The 18,892-nt window shown below is 55.0% G+C and carries 22 protein-coding genes and 2 tRNA genes; 19 read left to right on the top strand and 5 right to left on the bottom strand.

Translation table 11 applies throughout. The annotated features are described in order from the left end of the window. Positions 1 to 116 precede the first annotated feature (116 nt). Entirely contained in the window at positions 117 to 239 is a 123-nt protein-coding gene (locus AC2FJB_RS21900) for a hypothetical protein (protein WP_496721006.1), read from the top strand. 401 nt (positions 240 to 640) lie between these two features. Here AC2FJB_RS21900 and AC2FJB_RS21905 read toward each other — a convergent pair whose 3' ends face one another. Beyond that, a complete protein-coding gene (locus AC2FJB_RS21905; RefSeq protein WP_496721004.1) occupies positions 641 to 1,129 on the bottom strand; it encodes an invasion associated locus B family protein in 489 nt (162 codons plus the stop codon). 457 nt (positions 1,130 to 1,586) lie between these two features. Further along, positions 1,587 to 1,661: transfer RNA gene (locus AC2FJB_RS21910), tRNA-Thr, on the bottom strand. Positions 1,662 to 1,744: 83 nt separating this feature from the next. Here AC2FJB_RS21910 and AC2FJB_RS21915 point away from each other — a divergent pair. From AC2FJB_RS21915 to AC2FJB_RS22000, 18 genes are all read left to right on the top strand, one after another. Beyond that, positions 1,745 to 1,900, top strand: coding sequence for a hypothetical protein (locus tag AC2FJB_RS21915; protein ID WP_299895187.1), 156 nt, complete (start codon positions 1,745 to 1,747; stop codon positions 1,898 to 1,900). 6 nt (positions 1,901 to 1,906) lie between these two features. Continuing rightward, positions 1,907 to 3,175, top strand: a complete 1,269-nt coding sequence (gene murA / locus AC2FJB_RS21920) for a UDP-N-acetylglucosamine 1-carboxyvinyltransferase (RefSeq protein WP_496676936.1) — start codon at positions 1,907 to 1,909, stop codon at positions 3,173 to 3,175. After that, a complete protein-coding gene (locus AC2FJB_RS21925; protein ID WP_425078762.1) occupies positions 3,172 to 3,648 on the top strand; it encodes a DUF2948 family protein in 477 nt (158 codons plus the stop codon). The genes murA and AC2FJB_RS21925 overlap by 4 nt, the downstream gene beginning before the upstream one ends. Then, positions 3,649 to 4,170, top strand: a complete 522-nt coding sequence (locus AC2FJB_RS21930; protein ID WP_117868172.1) for a GNAT family N-acetyltransferase — start codon at positions 3,649 to 3,651, stop codon at positions 4,168 to 4,170. 61 nt (positions 4,171 to 4,231) lie between these two features. Then, positions 4,232 to 5,533, top strand: a complete 1,302-nt coding sequence (gene hisD, locus AC2FJB_RS21935; RefSeq protein ID WP_496721001.1) for a histidinol dehydrogenase — start codon at positions 4,232 to 4,234, stop codon at positions 5,531 to 5,533. Between the two features lie 98 nt (positions 5,534 to 5,631). After that, positions 5,632 to 6,111, top strand: a complete 480-nt coding sequence (locus tag AC2FJB_RS21940; RefSeq protein WP_117868176.1) for a UPF0262 family protein — start codon at positions 5,632 to 5,634, stop codon at positions 6,109 to 6,111. 3 nt (positions 6,112 to 6,114) lie between these two features. Then, positions 6,115 to 6,567: an arsenate-mycothiol transferase ArsC gene (locus tag AC2FJB_RS21945; protein WP_117868179.1), complete on the top strand. Its 453-nt coding sequence runs from the start codon at positions 6,115 to 6,117 to the stop codon at positions 6,565 to 6,567. A gap of 2 nt (positions 6,568 to 6,569) precedes the next feature. Next, entirely contained in the window at positions 6,570 to 6,968 is a 399-nt protein-coding gene (locus tag AC2FJB_RS21950) for a ketosteroid isomerase-related protein (protein WP_117868181.1), read from the top strand. Then, positions 6,961 to 7,554 (top strand): GNAT family N-acetyltransferase, encoded by a 594-nt coding sequence (locus tag AC2FJB_RS21955; RefSeq protein ID WP_496683507.1) that lies wholly within the window; start codon positions 6,961 to 6,963, stop codon positions 7,552 to 7,554. The genes AC2FJB_RS21950 and AC2FJB_RS21955 overlap by 8 nt, the downstream gene beginning before the upstream one ends. Before the next feature lie 63 nt (positions 7,555 to 7,617). Next, the gene (locus AC2FJB_RS21960; protein ID WP_496720999.1) at positions 7,618 to 7,887 is read left to right on the top strand and encodes a DUF4242 domain-containing protein; all 270 of its coding nucleotides are present in this window, start codon (positions 7,618 to 7,620) and stop codon (positions 7,885 to 7,887) included. 67 nt (positions 7,888 to 7,954) lie between these two features. Then, the gene (locus AC2FJB_RS21965; protein WP_496720997.1) at positions 7,955 to 8,830 is read left to right on the top strand and encodes a carbon-nitrogen hydrolase family protein; all 876 of its coding nucleotides are present in this window, start codon (positions 7,955 to 7,957) and stop codon (positions 8,828 to 8,830) included. 91 nt (positions 8,831 to 8,921) lie between these two features. Then, positions 8,922 to 9,140 carry a translation initiation factor IF-1 gene (infA, locus tag AC2FJB_RS21970; RefSeq protein ID WP_005978431.1) on the top strand — a complete coding sequence of 73 codons (219 nt, stop codon included), beginning with the start codon at positions 8,922 to 8,924 and terminating at the stop codon, positions 9,138 to 9,140. A gap of 11 nt (positions 9,141 to 9,151) precedes the next feature. Next, a complete protein-coding gene (locus AC2FJB_RS21975; protein ID WP_496676921.1) occupies positions 9,152 to 9,730 on the top strand; it encodes a Maf family protein in 579 nt (192 codons plus the stop codon). Further along, positions 9,727 to 10,749: a ribonuclease E/G gene (locus AC2FJB_RS21980; protein ID WP_496720995.1), complete on the top strand. Its 1,023-nt coding sequence runs from the start codon at positions 9,727 to 9,729 to the stop codon at positions 10,747 to 10,749. Before AC2FJB_RS21975 ends, AC2FJB_RS21980 begins: the two co-directional genes overlap by 4 nt. Beyond that, positions 10,746 to 10,928, top strand: coding sequence for a DNA gyrase inhibitor YacG (locus AC2FJB_RS21985; RefSeq protein WP_117868192.1), 183 nt, complete (start codon positions 10,746 to 10,748; stop codon positions 10,926 to 10,928). Before AC2FJB_RS21980 ends, AC2FJB_RS21985 begins: the two co-directional genes overlap by 4 nt. Positions 10,929 to 11,007: 79 nt before the next feature. After that, a tRNA-Phe gene (locus tag AC2FJB_RS21990) sits at positions 11,008 to 11,082 on the top strand. 658 nt (positions 11,083 to 11,740) lie between these two features. Beyond that, complete coding sequence (locus tag AC2FJB_RS21995; protein ID WP_496720993.1) at positions 11,741 to 12,958, top strand: hypothetical protein; 1,218 nt, start codon at positions 11,741 to 11,743, stop codon at positions 12,956 to 12,958. Between the two features lie 304 nt (positions 12,959 to 13,262). Next, a complete protein-coding gene (locus AC2FJB_RS22000) occupies positions 13,263 to 13,709 on the top strand; it encodes a hypothetical protein (RefSeq protein ID WP_496720991.1) in 447 nt (148 codons plus the stop codon). A 240-nt stretch (positions 13,710 to 13,949) separates the two neighbouring features. Here AC2FJB_RS22000 and brxL read toward each other — a convergent pair whose 3' ends face one another. The 3 genes from brxL to AC2FJB_RS22015 form a co-directional block, all read right to left on the bottom strand. Further along, positions 13,950 to 16,043 carry a BREX system Lon protease-like protein BrxL gene (gene brxL / locus AC2FJB_RS22005; protein ID WP_496720989.1) on the bottom strand — a complete coding sequence of 698 codons (2,094 nt, stop codon included), beginning with the start codon at positions 16,041 to 16,043 and terminating at the stop codon, positions 13,950 to 13,952. A gap of 12 nt (positions 16,044 to 16,055) precedes the next feature. Further along, the gene (gene pglZ / locus AC2FJB_RS22010; RefSeq protein ID WP_496720987.1) at positions 16,056 to 18,560 is read right to left on the bottom strand and encodes a BREX-1 system phosphatase PglZ type A; all 2,505 of its coding nucleotides are present in this window, start codon (positions 18,558 to 18,560) and stop codon (positions 16,056 to 16,058) included. Then, positions 18,557 to 18,892 (bottom strand): hypothetical protein (locus tag AC2FJB_RS22015; protein ID WP_496720985.1); only part of this gene is annotated, 336 nt, incomplete at its 5' end. The genes pglZ and AC2FJB_RS22015, both read right to left, overlap by 4 nt.

Genomic DNA, 18,892 nt, shown 5'->3' on the forward strand with positions numbered 1-18,892 from the left:
TTGGCGGTTACGATGAGCCAGAAACCCTCTCTTATCAAATCAACCTAAACTGTCCCATTGGTGCTGACGTCAGACAGGCGGGCCCATCCCGTCACTTTGGGTAAAGGAGAATTCCAATGGCCAAAGGAACCCGCAAGATCGGACGGAGCGCCAAAACAGGGCGTTTCACGACGGTCAAAAAGGCTCAGCGACTGAAATCTACTCATGTCGTTGAAACCATCAAAAAGCCTAAGAAATAACTAGGTTTCAGGGCGGTTCTTCTTGGTGGGAGGGTCGCCCTGTTTGACGACAATATGAGTCAGCGCATTTTATTTGTCTACTTAATTGTCTATTTGCAACTTATCTTTTGACAATCATTACGGGCGGGAGCAAAAATAGTGATCCTCCGCTACTATCAATTTCCTCATATTTATCAGTGGGGGTAGGTGTCCAATACGGACCTCCGCTACCATATCACCTGAAGTAAAGTATTGGATTGTGGATAGGAATAGCTTCCTGTGTGGAGCTTGTCCCGGCATTTTTCACTGCTTGGCAGTCCACCTCCAAATCGAGGGCAAGGCCCAGATAACAGCGTCACGGTATGGATCGACCTGCACGCAGGTGCCCTTCCAGGTCGCTGGCCGGTTTCAGCAACTTGTGGTCAATTGGAGGGGTAGCCGCGTTTCCGAACCTCTTCGATAGCCGCAGAAAACCCATAAAGTGAGAACGTAAAACTGCGTTTGACGGTTGGAGAAGCCGCAAAGTAATACTCCACCTTTCCGAATTCTGCGTTCAACAATTCTTTCGTCAGCCCGACGTTGACTTGGCAATATTGTGGAGCGCAAAACTGGTATGCGTACTTTCGACTGAACCTGCCATCAAGTGTCACAACCACTCCATTGTTCAAGTCCGTTGTTGCAGGCAACTGCAAAACGAGCCCGGCTACAACCTCGCTGTTGTCTATCGGGATACCAATTATGTTCGCGATGTTCTTGCCGTGGTACTTGATGTGTTGGATCGTCGAACACTCTGACTTGGACGTGTCGCAGTAGATGTCCCAAACACCTGCTTTGGCAACTTTCTTCTCCCGTGCTTCCGCCTGGCCGACGGTATGGAAAATGGATGCAGCAATAAGAAAAACTCTTAGCATCGAAGCCCTCAAAAACGGGATTAACTGGTCTTTAAGTACGCTGGGGTTGTGTTTCTGCCAGCCTTTAGTGAGGGAAAGATGCCCGGGCTATAAACCTCGATACAGCCTGAAGGAAAAACTGAAATCGGGTTCGCGTGCCATGATGTCATCTCCGTTGTTTGGGTTGGCTTGCTAACGCCCTCCCGAGGGGCCGAACGTGACAAGATTCAACTTAAGGAGAAGATCGAAAACTCCGTCCTAGAGAAGGGTCGGTTTGAGGATCGTATGGAACTCGCCCTGGGATTTCTATCAAGTCCTTAGAAAATATATAAAAATGGTGACTTTTCTATGCGCCAAACCGTCCTTCGGTTGGTGTTTACTGAGCCAATAAATACTGTCAAAACGGTATGTATGGAACTCTCGAATTTTCACTCCCTTTCAGATACTTAAGGGATATCTCGGGGCAAAAAAAGCGAGATGGTGCTGCTGGAGAGAATTGAACTCTCGACCTCTCCCTTACCAAGGGAGTGCTCTACCTCTGAGCTACAGCAGCGCTGTGGGCGGGTGATTAGACTCAAACGAAACGCGGCGCAAGGGTGTCTGGACGGTTTTTTTCGCCTCCTGTAGAGAAAGATCATGACGGAAAAAAATTCACCCAAAAAACAAGGCAAATCCGGGGATGCACGCGAAGAGCGGCTGAAGGCGGCGCTGAAGGCCAATATGGCGCGGCGCAAGGCACAGGCCAAGGCGCGGGCGGCCTCCGGGGACAATGCCGACAAGGACGAGGGATAAGAGCAGATGGATTCGATTCTGGTGACGGGCAACGGCCCGCTGAACGGTCAAATACCGATTGCGGGGGCCAAGAACGCGTGTCTGACACTGATGCCTGCGACTTTGCTGAGCGAAGAACCGCTGACGCTGACCAACGCGCCACGCCTCAGCGACATCAAGACCATGACGGCTCTGCTGCAATCGCTGGGAGCCGAGGTGTCGTCGCTGCAGGATGGTCAGGTGATCGCGATGTCGAGCCACAACCTGACCAGCCAAACGGCGGATTATGACATCGTGCGCAAGATGCGTGCTTCGAACCTGGTGCTGGGTCCTTTGCTTGCGCGATTTGGACAAGCGGTTGTTTCTCTGCCCGGTGGCTGCGCGATCGGAGCCCGTCCAATGGACCTGCACATGGAAGGGCTTGAAGCGCTGGGCGCCGAGATAGAGCTGAAGGACGGTTATTTGCACGCCAGGGCTACGGGTGGGCTGAAAGGCGCGGTGCATGAGATGCGCTTTGCTTCAGTCGGGGCCACTGAAAACATCGTCATGGCGGCAACGCTGGCCAAGGGCACCACGGTTCTGAAGAACGCGGCGCGCGAGCCCGAGATTGTCGATCTGGTCGAATGCCTGCGAAAGATGGGTGCACAGATTTCAGGCGAGGGCAGCTCGACCATAGAAATTCAGGGCGTCGACCGGCTGCACGGTGCCACACATCAGGTTGTCACCGACCGGATCGAACTGGGCACCTATATGCTGGCCCCGGCGATTTGCGGCGGCGAGGTCGAGCTGCTGGGCGGGCGCATGTCGCTGGTCGACTCCTTTGCCGCCAAACTCGACGCGGCGGGTGTCAGTGTCACCGAAACCCAAAACGGCTTGAAAGTGGCCCGCAAGAATGGCCGCGTGCAGGCCGTGGATGTGGTTACGGAACCTTTCCCGGGTTTCCCGACCGACCTGCAGGCGCAGATGATGGCGCTGATGTGCACCGCCGAAGGAGTTTCGGTTTTGGAAGAACGTATTTTCGAAAACCGTTTCATGCATGCCCCGGAACTTGTGCGCATGGGCGCGAATATCGAAGTGCATGGCGGCACCGCCACCGTCACGGGTGTCGAAACGCTGAAAGGCGCCCCGGTGATGGCGACAGATCTGCGGGCTTCGGTGTCGCTGATCCTTGCCGGATTGGCGGCTGAAGGTGAGACAACGGTAAGCCGGGTCTATCATTTGGACCGCGGATATGAGCATGTGGTGCGCAAGCTGGAAGGCGTGGGTGCAAAAATCGAACGGATCAAGGGCGAATGACGGACGCAAGTTTTGAAGACGGGCGCGAAGCCCCGCTGAATCTGGGGGCCGAGGATGCAGATGACCTGAAGGTGATCTCGACCCTAGCCCAGGACGCGGTTTTTCCTGTGACCGAGATGAAATGGCAACCGTCGAAGCGCCGCTTCGGCTTGTTGCTGAATCGCTTTCGCTGGGAAGACAAGGATGCCGCCGCCCGTCGTGACCGCCCGTTTGAACGGGTGCAGTCGGTTCTGGTCTTCGATTCCGTTCTGTCCGTGGCCAGTCAGGGCATTGATCGCGGCGAGAAGGACATGGTCATGTCCCTGCTGTCCGTCGAATTCGAACCCGGCGAGGATGGCGCGGGCCAGGTCTTGCTGACACTGGCGGGTGATGGCGCGATCCGCCTGACGGTCGAGGCGTTGGAAGCCACGCTCAAAGACGTCACGCGCCCGTATCAGGCCCCATCCGGCCGGGCCCCGCAACACCCCGAATAGATGCAAAACAAGCGTGGCATTTCTCAGGCGTTTTTGAAGGTGCACGATGGCATCGTATTGCGCCCGGCCACGGTATTCGATGTGTTTGACGTAAGCCGGGTGCTGATCCGGTCGATCACTCAGCTTTGCGTGGCCGATCACAACAACGATCCCGACTATCTAAAACAGTGGACCGCGAACAAAGACCCGGCGACCATCCGGGGCTGGTTCAAGCCGGGATCCCAGATCTGGCTGGCCGAGCGTGAAGGGCAGGTGGCTGCGGTCGGAGGATTGTTCGAAACCGGCAAGATCACCTTGCTCTATGTTGACCCGGATCACGTGGGCAGCGGGGTGGGGGCCGCACTGCTCAACCGGCTGGAGCGGCAACTGGTCGCGTGCGGCTGTTCCGAGGCGCATCTTGATGGCACCCGGACTGCGCGCGAGTTCTATCTGCGCCACGGCTGGCAGGTCACGGGGCAATGCAGTGACCGTCAGGACCTGTCCTGCTTTGCCATGCGCAAATCGCTGCACCCCGCGGGCTGAGGGTTGAGGCCGCGCCCCGTGGGCGATATGTCCCGTGGCGCAACGCCCGGAGTGCCAGACCATGCCCGTTTTCCTCGACGCCACATCGCCCGATTTCGAAGCCGCCTTCCAGACCCTTCTGTCTGCCAAGCGCGAAGACAGTCCGGATGTGGATGCAGTTGTGGCGCAGATCATCGACGATGTACGCAACCGGGGCGACGCGGCAGTCATCGAACTGACCGCGAAATTCGACCGGCTGGAGCTGACGCCCGAAACGCTGGCCTTCAGCGCGCAGGAGATTTCAGACGCGGTGGCGCAAGTCGGGTCCAAAGACCGCGCGGCGCTGGAGCTGGCCGCCGGCCGGATCCGGGCCTATCACGAACGGCAGATGCCCGAGGATCACCAATGGACGGACGCGGCGGGCGCAACGCTGGGCTGGCGCTGGTCGGCGGTCTCTGCTGCGGGGTTGTATGTGCCCGGCGGGCTGGCCTCTTACCCGTCCTCGGTTTTGATGAATGCCATTCCGGCCAAGGTGGCGGGCGTGGACCGGCTAGCCATCGTGGTGCCCACGCCGGACGGGAAGGTGAATCCGCTGGTGCTGCTGGCGGCACAATTGTCGGGCGTGGACGAAGTGTATCGCATCGGCGGAGCGCAGGCCGTGGCGGCGCTGGCCTATGGCACCGACACCATCGCACCGGTCGACAAGATCACCGGCCCGGGCAATGCCTTTGTGGCGGCAGCCAAGCGGCGCGTCTTTGGCAAGGTCGGCATCGACATGATTGCGGGCCCCTCGGAAATCCTGGTCATTGCCGACAAGGACAATGACCCGGACTGGATCGCACTGGACCTGCTCAGCCAGGCCGAACATGATGAAAGCGCGCAATCGATCCTGATCACCGACGACGCCGCATTTGGCCACAGCGTTGCCAAGGCTGTCGAAAAGCGCCTCGAAACCCTGCAACGCCGCGTCATCGCCGGGGCCAGCTGGCGCGACTTTGGCGCCATCATCACAGTACGCGATCTGGACGAGGCCGCGGCGCTTTCCAACCGTATCGCCCCGGAGCATCTGGAGCTTTGCGTCGCGGACCCGGTCGCGCTGAGCGAAAAGACCATCCACGCCGGGGCAATCTTTCTAGGCCAATACACCCCCGAAGCCATCGGTGATTATGTCGGCGGCCCCAACCACGTGCTTCCAACGGCCCGGTCCGCCCGGTTCTCGTCCGGGCTCAGCGTGATGGATTTCCTCAAACGCACGACACTCAGCCAAATGACCCCCAAAGCCCTGCGCGCGATCGGTCCCGCCGCTGAACAGCTGGCGCAATCGGAAAGCCTCGAGGCGCACGGCCTTTCGGTCACGGCGCGCCTGAACCGCCTGAATGGCTGAAATGACGCAAAGACCGGGCATGTATGGCGCTTCTCTGCGTTGCCGACGGAATGCCGTTGTTATAGGTCTGTGCTGACACAAGGATAGTTGCCGTAAAGATGACCCGTATTTCGCATATCGAACTGGATGACCGAAACCTGCCGCCTCCGACCCCCGAGATCGAGCAGGAACGCAAGGTTGCCATCTATGATCTGCTGGAAGATAACAGCTTTTCGCTGCCCAAACGGGATGACCGTGTCGCACCTGATGGGCCTTACCACGTGCAGCTGTCGATCCGCGACAAACGGCTGGTCTTTGATATCGAGACGGAAGAGGCCGAAAAAGCCGCTGAATTTCACCTGTCGCTTGGCCCGTTCCGGCAGGTGGTCAAGGATTACTTCCAGATCTGTGAAAGCTATTTCGACGCGGTCAAGACCCTGCCGCCGAGCCAGATCGAGACCATCGACATGGCCCGCCGCGGCATCCACAACGAAGGCAGCCGCGTTCTACAAGAACGGCTGGAGGGAAAAGCAGAAGTGGATACTGATACGGCCCGACGCCTGTTCACGCTGATCTGCGTGCTACATTTCGGGGGCTGACGGGTGAAGCCTCTGCCGCAGTCGGTCCTGTTCTGTTGCGACCATAACTCGGTTCGATCTCCGATGGCCGAGGGGCTGATGAAGAAATTTTACGGCACTGGTACCTATGTTCAGTCCGCTGGCGTGCACAACGATCTGGAAATCGACGGGTTCTGTATCGCGGCATGCCACGAAGTGGGTGTCGAACTGTCCCGCCACCGCTCGCGCTCCTTTGACGAGATGCAGGAATGGGGCGACGATCTCAGCTCGTTTGACCTGATCGTGGCGCTGTCACCCGCCAGTCAGCGTCAGGCGCTGGAACTGACCCGGGTTTTTCACCTCGATGTCGATTATTGGCCAATAATGGACCCTACCGGGATGGGCGAGACCCGCGAACAAAAGCTACATCACTACCGACAGACCCGCGATCAGATCATCAAACATCTGAAAGATCGCTGGGGCGAACCTACGGAGTGACCATGAACCAGACCGTTAAAACCTATTTCGAAGCCTTCAATGCCGGTGACGTGGATGCCATGCTGGCCTGCCTGTCAGATGACGTGGCCCATCACGTGAACGAAGGCCAGATCCGCACTGGCAAGGAAAAGTTCGCCGCGTTCTGCGCCCATATGAACCGCTGCTACAAAGAGAACCTGACCGACATCATTGTGTTCGAAGCGCAGGGCGGCACCCGCGCGGCGGCTGAGTTTATTGTCAACGGGACTTATCTGGTAACGGACGAAGGCCTGCCTGACGCGCATGGTCAGACTTACCGCCTGCCTGCCGGGTCGTTCTTTGACCTCAAAGACGGCAAGATCACCCGCGTCACCACGTTCTACAATCTTGCCGACTGGACCAATCAGGTCTCGAATGGCTAAAGTCACCGTCGTTCGCCCCCTGACAGGGGAGGCGCTGGAGCCCGCTCTGGATGACGTTGCCCGCCTGCGGATCAAGGTGTTTCATGACTGGCCGTATCTCTATGACGGCGACCTCGAATATGAGCGGAAATACCTGCAATCCTACCGCGACAGCGACAAGGCCATTGTGGTCGGCGCCTTCGACAAGGACCGCCTGATCGGCGCGTCAACCGGCGCGCCCCTGATCGACCACGCCGAAGATTTCGCTGCGGCCTTCGAGGGCAGAGGCCTTGATCTGAACGACATATTCTATTGCGCGGAATCGGTGCTGTTGCCCGAGTACAGGGGGCAGGGTGTCGGTCACAGGTTCTTCGACGAACGCGAGGCCCACGCCCGCACGCTGGGCTTCACCAAATGCGCCTTCTGCGGTGTGCAACGCCCCGCCGATCACCCGATGCGGCCCAACAATTACCGCCCGCTGGACTCTTTCTGGCGCGCACGAGGATATGCGCCTTTGCCCGGCGCGATCGCGCAGTTTTCGTGGAAAGACATCGGGGAAGAGGGTGAGACGCTGAAGCCGTTGCAGTTCTGGATCCGGGATCTCTGAACGCCAAGCGCAGAAAAAAACTTCGAATCGTGGTATTGATAGGTTTTCTGTGGGGGAAGTGCAATGAAACGCTATGTTATCGAACGCGATCTTCCGGGTGTCGGTTTCATGTCCGGTGAGGAACTGTGCGGCGCATCTGCGAAGTCGAACGAAGCGCTGGCTCAAATACCCGGCGTGCAGTGGGAGCATTCCTATGTTGCCGGTGACAAGACCTTTTGCATCTATCTGGCCGAGAGTGAGGACGCGATCCACAAGCACGCCGAGCTCAGCGGGTTTCCGGCCAACACGATCACCGAAGTGACCACGATCATCGATCCGACGACCGCAGGGTAATTGGGCTGTACTCCGGTCTGTGTCCCCGACTAAGGTCATGCGAATTTGATCGCACGGGGACGCTGCCATGAAAGTCGCAACCGCCGCTTATAACCTCGACTGGCTCGACAGCTGGGCACAATACGAAGATAAGCTGAACCGCTGGGTGTCCCAGGCCGCAGGGCAGGGGGCCGAGTTGCTGGTCTTCCCTGAATACGGCGCGATGGAGCTCTCGACCCTGGACGGCGCCGAGGTTGCCGGTGATCTGGAGCGTTCCATCCGGGCCGTCTCCGACCGGATGGAAGATGTACAAAACCTGCACACCCGCCTCGCCAGGGCGTACAAAATCTACATTCTGGGCGCATCTGCTCCGGTTGTGGATGGTCCCGGTCGTCCGGTGAACCGCGCCGCATTTTACGCCCCGGATGGCAGTTGCGATCATCAGGACAAACAGATCATGACCCGGTTCGAACGCGAGCAATGGGCCATTGCACCCGGCGGTCCGCTGAAACTATTTGACACAGCGCTGGGCAAAATCGGTGTTTTGATCTGTTATGACAGCGAGTTCCCCCTGCTGGGCCGCGCACTGAGTGAGGCAGACCTGATCCTTGTCCCGTCCTGTACCGAAGCGCTTTCGGGCTACTGGCGCGTGCGGATAGGCGCGATGTCAAGAGCGTTGGAAAATCAATGCGTTACAGTTATGGCTTCGCTGGTCGGAAACAACGAGTGGTCCGAGGCGGTGGATATGAACACCGGAACAGGCGGTGTGTTCGGCCCGCCCGATAAAGGTTTCCCGGCCACCGGTGTGCTGGCCGAAGGCGCATTGAACCAGCCCGGCTGGACCTATGCAGACGTCGACCTGTCAGCCATCGCCGAGGTTCGCGCCGACGGCCACGTGCTGAACCGAACCCATTGGCAAGAACAGGCCCCCCGAGTCGAATCGGTCACAATATCCGCCCTTTAGGCGATTCCGCCCTTGAAATAAGGCCAGAATAGGCTCATTTAAGCGCACATCCCCGCAGATTCTGCGGGTGCAACGTAATGATGGAGACAACATGGCCAAGGAAGATACGCTCGAATTTCCCGGTGTCGTGAAGGAACTCCTGCCTAATGCGACGTTTCGGGTCGAGCTGGAAAACGGCCATGAGATCATCGCACATACGGCAGGCAAGATGCGCAAGAACCGCATCCGTGTTCTGGCCGGCGACAAGGTTCAGGTCGAGATGACCCCATATGATCTGACCAAGGGTCGGATCAACTACCGCTTCAAGTAACGCCTGCCGCAATGGCGTTTATTCTCGGATCGGGCAGCCCAAGACGGCTGGACCTGCTGGCTCAGCTTGGCGTGCAGCCCGATGCCATTCGCCCTCCTGACATCGATGAAACGCCCTTGAAGGGCGAGCTCCCGGTTCCGTATTGCAACCGCATCACGCGTCAAAAAGTGCAGGCGGTTCAGTCGGATAGAGACGACGTTACCCTCTGTGCAGATACCACCGTGGCCTTGGGGCGCCGGATTCTGGGAAAACCCGAGGACGCGGGACAGGCGGCGGAATTTCTGCATTCCCTGTCTGGTCGCCGTCACCGCGTGATCACTTCGGTTGCGGTCCGGCGCGGAAACCGTGTGCTACAGCGTGATGTCGTCTCACAGGTCAAGGTCAAACGCCTGTCGGATGTCGAGATAAACGCCTATCTGGCGACCGGAGACTGGCGCGGCAAGGCAGGCGCCTATGCCATTCAGGGTCCCGCAGGGGCTTTCATTCCATGGATTTCGGGGTCGTTTACCGGCATCGTCGGTCTGCCCCTGTCCGAGACCGCGGCCTTGCTGCAAGGCATCGGCTATCCACTGTATCGCGAGGCATCATGAAAGGTCGCACCATTGTTCTGGACCACATCCAAGGCCGCGAAGCGGCTGCGCTGATGGTCGACGGCAAGCTGGATGACTTCCTGATCGCCGCAGACGCACCCGCGCCCGGCACGATCTACCGCGCCCGCGCTGATCGCCCGGTCAAGGGGCAGGGAGGAATGTTCCTGACAACGCCCGACGGTCCGGCTTTCCTGCGACAAGTCAAGGGTCTGGCCCCTGGCGTCTTGCTGTTGGTGCAGGTCAGCGGGTTTGCTGAGCCCGGCAAAGCCATCCCGGTGAGCAATCGCATCCTTTTTAAAAGTCGCTATGCCATTGTCACGCCGGATGCCCCGGGCCTGAACATTTCGCGCAGTATCAAGGACGAGGACATACGTGACAAATTGCTTGAAATCGCCCATGAACACATGGGTGATAGCGCCTATGGTCTGATCCTCCGTTCCTGTTGTGCAGGAGCAGATGCCGAGGATATCTCGGAAGATATCTCAGCCATGTTGGCGCAGGCCGAGCAGGTGATGAGTGACGATGGGTCCGAGCCAGAACTGCTCAGCGAAGGTGACAGCCCTCATATCCTTGCCTGGCGCGACTGGACTGACCCGGCCGAAGTCGTGACCCAGACGGGCGGTTTCGAAACCCACGGCGTTTTGGATGCACTGGATACGGTACGCGGAACGTCCGAGCCTTTGCCGAGCGGAGGGCACCTTTACATCGAACCCACGCGCGCACTGGTCGCCGTGGATGTGAATACCGGAGCGGACACGTCAATGGCCGCGGGCACCAAAGCCAATTTTGCCTGCGCGAAGATGCTGCCCCGGGCTTTGCGCGTGCGTGGGCTGGCGGGGCAGATTACGCTGGACCTCGCTCCCATGCCAAAGAAGGATCGCCGCGGGTTTGAATCCGCTTTACGTGCCGCGTTCAGATCAGACCCGGACGAGACGATTCTTGTCGGTTGGACTCCACTGGGCCATTTTGAGTTGCAGCGAAAACGTGGCCGCGTTCCCGTGATGGAGATTCTGAAATGAGCTGCCCGATTTGTGGAGGGGAGACCGCGCAGAAATTTCGCCCGTTCTGTTCCAGACGGTGTGCAGATATTGATTTGGCCAAGTGGCTGAACGGTTCTTATTCGGTTCCGTCGCAGCGCGAAGAGGACCTGGAAGCCGAGGTTGACACGCCGGACTCCACGCCCGGGCGACCGCATTGAAAAAATGTGAAAAAGCCTCTGGACACCGCTGGTAGCAAGTCATAGAAGGCCCCCACCCAACGACAAACGTCGTTCCCGTGCCCGGGTAGCTCAGGGGTAGAGCAGTGGATTGAAAATCCTCGTGTCGGTGGTTCGATTCCGCCCCCGGGCACCATTTAAAGCATTGAAATAATTTAATAATTTTGATTGTTGCTGCTGCTTACTTTTACCGGAATTGGTCTGCGTACCATATCTGTACCATTTGACCCCAACTTAAGATGTTTTTCAAAAAGCTTAACCGCTTCTTCATGTGTGCAAAATGTACGTTCGTGCAATGTGAATTGCTCGTTGAAACGGGCTTATATGTAGACTGTTCAAAGGCCTTCAAGCTGAACAGAAGCGCTGCTGCGAATGGGGCTGTCGCTTAGTCAGCAAAGGATAGATCACCAACATGTTGCAAAAGCGCAACGCCACTATCCTTGGTTCTCAGCATCTATTCTTGTCACTATTCTTGGCTATCCTTGGAGAAAGCGCATCTATTCTTTAATTAATAAAATCAATATGATATGTGAATTTTCAGCGTTGAAAATCTCTCGGTTTTTGGAAATCATAACGTAACTTCGAAACGTTATGGGTAGCACACCAATGGTAACTGAAAATCTACAACACTCGTATGTGAGGGTTCACATCTGGGCTCAAAGAAGCTCTCAGGCTTCAAGGTCGACCGTGCGGAAGGGCTTTGCTGGACTGGTAATCAAGTCGTTTGAGCTAAACGGGCGTTCGCAATTTAAATCTGCTGGTTTGTCCGGACTTCAAGCTGGAGCGGTCGTTTAATGACAAACTATTTGACAGAGAGCCTTGGCTGTATCACTCGCATGTCAGAGGCAGATAGGAATGTGCTTCCTCCAAGCCATCTGCGTCACGTCCTGCGGTTTGCGAGGGATGTGACGGAGAATGCTGAATCCTACTTTTTTGAAGGTTCCGCTCTGTCCATGGCCTCAGATCTCAGGATTAAAGACCCCGAGGGCCTCCGTGGAGTACTGCTTTCGGTTTTCGACGCACCAAAGACGGTTTTTCTAGAAGCTGGCGGCCGTGAAAGGAACCTTCTACTAAATCCTTTGCGCGAACACATTCCTCAAGATGTGCTTCCCGGAGAAGCAATCGCGAACCGGGTTGGGATTCAGGTCAAGGTTCTCGCGCCCGGTCTGGCAAAGTACACGGTATGCTGGAGTTTACCGGTCTCGCACGAGGAGTCTCGGCGGGCTCGTGCATTTGCCAAGGAAACGATGGATGCCTCATACGCGGTGAGTAGAACTAAGCTGGAGGAAAGGGCATTGTTTGAGTTCTGGCGCTTGGGTCTCAATTGCTACGACGGTGTGATCGATGTCAGGAACAAACCTTCGTTCATTACGCCCGAGGAACTCTGGCAACGATACAATAGCGGTCATCAAGACCTTCGCAATAATTTCAAGGACTTGTTTGAGCCAACAGACCGAGAGTTTCTTAGGGTTCCTCACAAAAAGAAACTAGGTTTTGCAACTTGGGTCTACAACACTGCCTTGATGGAAGAAATCTCACTTAGCGAGACAGGAAGAAGTTACCTAAACGAACTAATGAAGAGCAATCCGTTCGCAGCAGAGGAACTATACCATAACGACCCTGAGGATCTAAGTGGAGAGATTTCGAACATCGCAGCCATGTTGGCCATTTTGTTGGCCAACGATGGAGATGCCGTCGTTCGGCAAGAGAAGCCTGTCTTTGCTGGCCTTGTAAGGCAAGGAACTAGACGAAGAGCAATTTCACAAAAAGACAGGGAACCCCGGGTAGTCAATGTAGTTAAGCTAAATGTTTCTGACGAAACCGTTGAAAAGCTATACTCTGGGGAGCCGACTGAAAAAGTTTCTACTGGGCTTCGAAGGGGACCTGGCAGGCATCTTGTACGTGGTCATCTGTTCATGGCGAGAAACGGAAATATGGTTTTTAGACGACCTCATTGGAGAGGCAAATCAGATCCCGACAAGCCTACTGTTGTCCACGTGCATAGTTCTTAGGTGGCTGCGCGTGCGGTTGGATGCTTAGTGCTAGGAGTCGCAACGCAGATCCCCCTATTTTTTGTACGCCACTTATTGCCGCACGATGATCTTGAAAGCGGGCGGGCAGGCACGCTGAGGAGTTTGAAGTTGGCAGGCTGCTTAAAAGTAAGCGTCACACCGACCCCACTGCGATTTAGGCCTCTGTTCATCTCGGACATGCGTCGGGGTTTACTAAACGGTTCTTGCGGCAATCACGTGGTGTTTGACGGAACGTGACACGGCACTAAACTAATCAAACCATTAAATAATTGGAGGTTTTGAGATGTTAGGACAGCTAAATTTCGATGATGCCGACAACCCGAGAAATGTGCTTGAAGAATTCTTCAAAGATGTCGTTCGGTTCCTGAGGCTGGTTGCCTTTAACGAAGAACCTAATTGGAGACCAAGCTTTCGCGAAAGCCTCATAGGTCCGATGCAAGCGGCAACCGAAGGATTGAACTATCATTCTGATCGCGCCCGAAAGCGGATCAGAGAGCTCGATGAGGATCAGATCCGCGATCACGGACTGTCGGGCAGCGAGTTGAGATTTAAGCTTGCAGTGATCAACGACGCCTACGGGGCCAGCGGTGGAACCTGGACCTTTCCTAGGTGGCGACGCCTGATTGAGGCGATTGATGTGCTACTGGAATCCATTTTGGCCGCAACCGGGGCAGGAACAGCGGTGTCTGAAGTCAAGGATTACATCGGTTTGAGCGTGGTTGATGAATAGGCCAGTCTAAGAGACGGACGACGATATCGCGCAGATGACAACTGAGGACATTGCCAACGCGCCAGTAGATTCGGACCCTCTCAGTAATCGTCAAGCCGAATTTCATATAGACGAGTTTCGGACGCTCCGCGGCGAAATTTCGAGACATTCCCTTCGGGCTTCGGTCTGTTGTTTGCCATTCGTGGTCCTCCGCGTATTAAACACAACGGTGGACCAGTTCAGGTGTGGATTCTCAAGTCTTCAATGGCCTTTGTTGTGGTCCAGCTTCAAATAGGTCACCTCAAACTGCTTGACCGCTCGATGTTCTTGAAACCGGCCGGCCAAGCTGAAGGCACTAGACCCAAAGTGCTGGAAAACATCCAAGCCACGGTCGAGTGAAATCTTCCAGCCCGTGTCCGTGATGATATGTCGAGCGTGCGCAGTGCCAGCGTCATCAAATCGCCAAGTAAAGTCGATGCCTGCCGTGCTGCACGACCCAACAATTTCGTCCAGAAATTCGCGCTGCTTTGCAACTTCTCCATCGTTGGGCGCTGTGACCAGCTCAACGGTGATGTGATCCTCTGGCTTCTTTTGACGGATGACCAATTCCAGGAATTCCATCAAATTGCGAGCCTGGTGGAACATCCGGATGTAAGGGTCCGTTATCGTGATCTTGGTGGCACCTTTGATCCAGGGGCCAAAGATCTTCTCAAAAGTCACACCCTTGAGGTTTTCTTTGACCACAATATGCCCTTCGCGAGCTTGCATCTCGGTCGGTTTTCCGGATCCAGTGGACTCGCTTGGCGTCGAGGCTTCTGTGCCGCTAGTGCCTTCCGTATCGATCAGCACCTCGTCATCCTCTGCATCGTCGTCGTGAGCAAGGTTTCGATAGTAGAACTTGGGGTACTCGTCTTCTTCCAGAGTTGTAACGGTGCACTTCTCACCGTTCGGACGCAAAAAGTGAAAATCTGTTTCGGGGTACGTGCTGTCTATACGCTTTAGCTGATCTTTGACGCGCTTGCGGCTCTCAACAGCGAGGGTTAACAAACCTTCGATCTCTGCTTCTTTCGCCCCCCCATTTGGGAACAGAAGCTTGAGATAACCGGACATCGTCTTGTTGATTGCGTCTCTGTCGCGTGTTGAGATTTGGCTGCTTAGCTTGAAGCCAGCATCTTGATAGACAAGTGAGAGGTCGTCGTTCCGGAGGTGGCGCAATATCTCAGCAAGGTAATCAACAATAAAGCCGTATCCTTCCGAGAATAGCTCACTACGAATCACCTCGACTTCCCACCCCGGAAGGTAGGCGTGGATTCGGTCTATGAACGCAGAATCATGAAATTCGGCCGGCAACTCTTCAAAAAGGTCGGAGTTCTTCAGCATGTAAGGGACATTGTGAGCAGTATTGCCGACGAAAGCGAAGCTAGCTTCCGCCCCCATGGTCGCCACTCCGCGAGAAAAGCTCTTGTTCGCCATATAGTTCTTCATGATATCGACCAACGCCTTCTGGGGCTTTTTCGTGCGACCTGCGAATTCGTCAAAGGCAACAACATCCCAGTAGCCAACCAGACCGATCCGGCCATTGCTGTTGTTCACAAAGAGCTTGGGCACGGTAACTTCGCCGCCTGAGATCAACTGTCCATGTGGAGAGAATTCCGAGTAGATATGCGACTTGCCAGTGCCCTTGGGACCAAGTTCAATCAGATTATAGTTTCGTTCCACGAAGGGAATGAGCCGCATTAATTGCAATAGCTTGCTGCGATTTCCAAACTCTTCGGGATTGAATCCGATGCTTTGCATCAAAACATCGACCCACTCATCTGTTGTAAACTCGTCTCTTGTTTTTTTGAAGGTGTCGTAGTCCACCCCAGCGACTTGGATCGGTTTTAGGGAGTCAACGGTCCAAGGTGAAATCCCGGATTGTTCTGAGAATTCATAACTCACGTCGCTGATGCACCAGACGCCGGTTACAAGCAGCTTTGGATGAGCTTTGATCGTACCAGAATCTATCGCGACTTTTTTGATGGACAGGTTCTCGAAAACAGCCTCGTATGCATCCGTTTTTTCGTTGAGCGATACCGATACCCTGTCGATGACTTTGAAATGCCCGCGCTCTTTGATTTCTGACTGCACGAGACCAGCCTGGTTTCGGTGAACATAGTGTTTTCGTAGGATCTCTTTGACCGTTTCAATGCCTGTCGCAATGGATGCTTCGTCATCGGTCGCACAATATTGCCCAAGGAGGTACTCGAGCACATATCCCGGCACGATGGCATTGCCTTTAACCGTTTTGACGAGGTCCTTACGTACTACGAACCCTGCGAATTGCTCGTTTATCTTATCGTCAAGTACGCTCATTCATTGGTCCTCTCAGAAGTCAAAGTCGGTTTTTAAGCCACGCTTCAATTGGAACCGATGACTGGCAATCTCTTCAGAGCGGCTGGTTTTACCAATCCGCTCTTTGAGTTTAAGAAACACATCCTGGTTATTGTATTCGTCTGCCACACGAGACAGCAGAAATTTCATTGGCATTTCGCGTTCTCTTGCATTTTCTGAGCTGAAGTCAAACGTCACATCATGCAGATCAGAGATCAACTCTCCGTCCATGGCGTAAATCCCAGCAGTCAAGTGGCGGGCTTGCTGCTTTTCGGAAACCGGTTGAACCTGATAAAGCATGACGGCCGTTTGCCCCGAGGAGATCAGGCTTTTACCTGCTACGACGATCTGCACATCCACTTTGCTGACATCACCTTCTCGCTGCTTACTAACACGAAGGACCGGTACAACAATTTCCTGCAAACTGGCGCCGCCATGTACGAAACGCGATCCCGACCCTCTTCTACGTAGCCGATTTACAGAATTGGGAACCGCAACAACCAGATCGCCGTCCAACCCTAATTGGTCTGCCTCCCAGAGTTTGAGTCCAGTTGCTTCTTTCAAACCCCGGCCAATCACAAATCGGCGGTCCCTGAACAAGATTTCGTCCCCTTCAGGCTCGGCCACGGAATAGCTACTCTCATCAAGTGGGCGATGTTGATAGAGAAAACCATGATCCGACGTTACGACGATGTTTGAGAAGTTTGCTGACGTGAGCTTTTTTACCAGCTTGCTCAAGTCTTCAACGGCATCTTGCGCTGCCTCTGGCAAACGATCCTCTGTTTTCAACTTGTCGCCGATAGCATCGATCCGGTCGTGATAGACGTATACAACATCGTGCTCACGAAAGAGATCTTTGCCCTCATCTGTCCGCAGATTCATAAAATCCTCGGCTTTCATAGCCATTGTGCGGTCTCCTTTTCGGCCTTTTGCAAGAACCTTCTGCCGGTTCGCAATTCCGGAAGTTGATTGGCCAAAAGAGGCAACTTCAGCATCTTTGTCCAATATTGCCAGAGAAGTATTGGGTAAGAGTGCTGCCATTCCCAACTGAGTGTAACTCGGAAGAGCGCTGATCATTGGTTTAAGATCCGCGTCAAAACGGTTCAGCCTTCGGATTTCACGCAAGCATTCCTCAGCAACTTCATACCGTAAAGCATCGGAGATTATCACAACCACCTTTTGGTCTCGCCGGCGATACTCAGAAACCTGATTGCGGTAGAAATCCTGTTGGCGCTCGTATCCCGAGAACGCCCATTTCGACAAACCGGCAATCTGGTCCCGCCACAGGTCATTGACCTTCAAAACAAAACTGGTGCTGTAACGGTTTTCTATGCTGTCATAGAGGTTAGAAAGCAGCGAAGCCCGGCCATCTTTTTGCATGTGATAAATGAATTTGCGATAGAGCTGGTCCAGTTTATACCAGCTACTGACGTATCGCTTTAGTCCATCGGTCGGGCTCGTCATTGCCAAGTCAGCGCTTGAGAGTGCCTGTTGGAACTCGGTCGCACAGGCAATTGCCTGATAGATGTGCTCGTACTTCGGATACCAATGGCTCTGTCTGCGCTCTCGCACCCAGTTCAGAACATCTGCACTGCTGACAGTTTGTTCAGAAATAGCGCTAACCAACGAGCGGATAATATGTCGGTCAATTTCTTCGAAGTGATCGATTGAGACGACGGCTTGCGCATCACGTTCAGATAGTTGCTCAGGGATTTTGAGGATGTCCTGGTACTTTGCGGAAAGCGTTTCAAACGCTTCTCCGTTATGCCGGCTATTCTTCCAACGGCGAAAGGTTAAAAGAGCTTCTGAATTGAGCTTACCGGCTTCGCCAAGCGCCCTGCTGAAAGCTGACTCAAACAGGGCGATGGCAAAGTCCTCTAAATCCGGTTGTTCGTTTTGGTAGCCGTATGAGTTCGCAATCTGCTTCCAGAAAAACTCCGTCAAACCCGCCCGTTCGAGCAGGTGCAGATGCACGTCTTTTCCGTCTGAAAGATCCTCCAACAAAGCTTCGACGACCGTATCAAGTTCTCCATCGGCGCCGACACAGACAGCCAGCATTTTGCGGCGAATTTCTAAAATGCTAGCAGACGGCTTCTCAGCTTCAAATTGCTTGAGCCGGTCTAGCCGTTTCTGCGAGCGATAGAATTCCATATGGTCGCGCACTGCGGCTTCGTACTGTGTGGGTATGCCCAGCTCCTGGACCCAGATCGCAGCCTGGTCGGCTCTGAACATGGACGTGGCCAGCTGCACATCTAGCAGCCAGTTGTCGTTCATATCCGGCTCTGGCCCATGTTTGTAGATCAGGAACTTTTGGTCGGGCTCCTGCCACAAGATGCGGTGCTTGAGACCGAACTCGTTGTTGATGATCTCAATCTTTTCTACGCCGTCCAGTTCCAAAGCGTCAAACGTCTCTCGCATGTCGCGGTCGGCGTCATACCAGAAGACCACCCTTTCCTCCTCGAACATGCGTGCTAGCGATGTTGAAACCCGATCACTCATGAGCTCAGTCCCGTGATTTTCTTTAATGTTGTCCCGAACTTTGGATAGTTCGCCTTCACGCCGTCATCGAGGTCGATGTCTTCTCGCCGTTGCGCAAGAGGAAAGACGACATCCCGCTCCCACTCTGTCAGCTCTTCAATCTGCTTGGCGATCCTGGCGCTGTCTTTCAATGCCTTGGTGCGCTGCCCTTGGGTGGCGGTGGCATCATCGGCCAGCTTGTCCAGCCGCGCCCGTTCGCCTTGCAGCTTATTGATAAATTCCCGCAGGTAATCGTTCAGCACAACCGAGACCGTGTCGCTGCGATAGCGGTGCATATAGATCAGCGCATTAAA

Source organism: Ruegeria sp. CDSC085 (assembly GCF_059610465.1).

Coding starts and splice junctions, on each gene's coding strand:
- AC2FJB_RS21900 (WP_496721006.1), top strand. CDS start 117: ATGGCCAAAGGAACCCGCAAGATCGGACGGAGCGCCAAAACAGGGCGT.
- AC2FJB_RS21905 (WP_496721004.1), bottom strand. CDS start 1,129: ATGCTAAGAGTTTTTCTTATTGCTGCATCCATTTTCCATACCGTCGGC.
- AC2FJB_RS21915 (WP_299895187.1), top strand. CDS start 1,745: ATGACGGAAAAAAATTCACCCAAAAAACAAGGCAAATCCGGGGATGCA.
- murA (WP_496676936.1), top strand. CDS start 1,907: ATGGATTCGATTCTGGTGACGGGCAACGGCCCGCTGAACGGTCAAATA.
- AC2FJB_RS21925 (WP_425078762.1), top strand. CDS start 3,172: ATGACGGACGCAAGTTTTGAAGACGGGCGCGAAGCCCCGCTGAATCTG.
- AC2FJB_RS21930 (WP_117868172.1), top strand. CDS start 3,649: ATGCAAAACAAGCGTGGCATTTCTCAGGCGTTTTTGAAGGTGCACGAT.
- hisD (WP_496721001.1), top strand. CDS start 4,232: ATGCCCGTTTTCCTCGACGCCACATCGCCCGATTTCGAAGCCGCCTTC.
- AC2FJB_RS21940 (WP_117868176.1), top strand. CDS start 5,632: ATGACCCGTATTTCGCATATCGAACTGGATGACCGAAACCTGCCGCCT.
- AC2FJB_RS21950 (WP_117868181.1), top strand. CDS start 6,570: ATGAACCAGACCGTTAAAACCTATTTCGAAGCCTTCAATGCCGGTGAC.
- AC2FJB_RS21955 (WP_496683507.1), top strand. CDS start 6,961: ATGGCTAAAGTCACCGTCGTTCGCCCCCTGACAGGGGAGGCGCTGGAG.
- AC2FJB_RS21960 (WP_496720999.1), top strand. CDS start 7,618: ATGAAACGCTATGTTATCGAACGCGATCTTCCGGGTGTCGGTTTCATG.
- AC2FJB_RS21965 (WP_496720997.1), top strand. CDS start 7,955: ATGAAAGTCGCAACCGCCGCTTATAACCTCGACTGGCTCGACAGCTGG.
- infA (WP_005978431.1), top strand. CDS start 8,922: ATGGCCAAGGAAGATACGCTCGAATTTCCCGGTGTCGTGAAGGAACTC.
- AC2FJB_RS21975 (WP_496676921.1), top strand. CDS start 9,152: ATGGCGTTTATTCTCGGATCGGGCAGCCCAAGACGGCTGGACCTGCTG.
- AC2FJB_RS21980 (WP_496720995.1), top strand. CDS start 9,727: ATGAAAGGTCGCACCATTGTTCTGGACCACATCCAAGGCCGCGAAGCG.
- AC2FJB_RS21985 (WP_117868192.1), top strand. CDS start 10,746: ATGAGCTGCCCGATTTGTGGAGGGGAGACCGCGCAGAAATTTCGCCCG.
- AC2FJB_RS21995 (WP_496720993.1), top strand. CDS start 11,741: ATGACAAACTATTTGACAGAGAGCCTTGGCTGTATCACTCGCATGTCA.
- AC2FJB_RS22000 (WP_496720991.1), top strand. CDS start 13,263: ATGTTAGGACAGCTAAATTTCGATGATGCCGACAACCCGAGAAATGTG.
- brxL (WP_496720989.1), bottom strand. CDS start 16,043: ATGAGCGTACTTGACGATAAGATAAACGAGCAATTCGCAGGGTTCGTA.
- pglZ (WP_496720987.1), bottom strand. CDS start 18,560: ATGAGTGATCGGGTTTCAACATCGCTAGCACGCATGTTCGAGGAGGAA.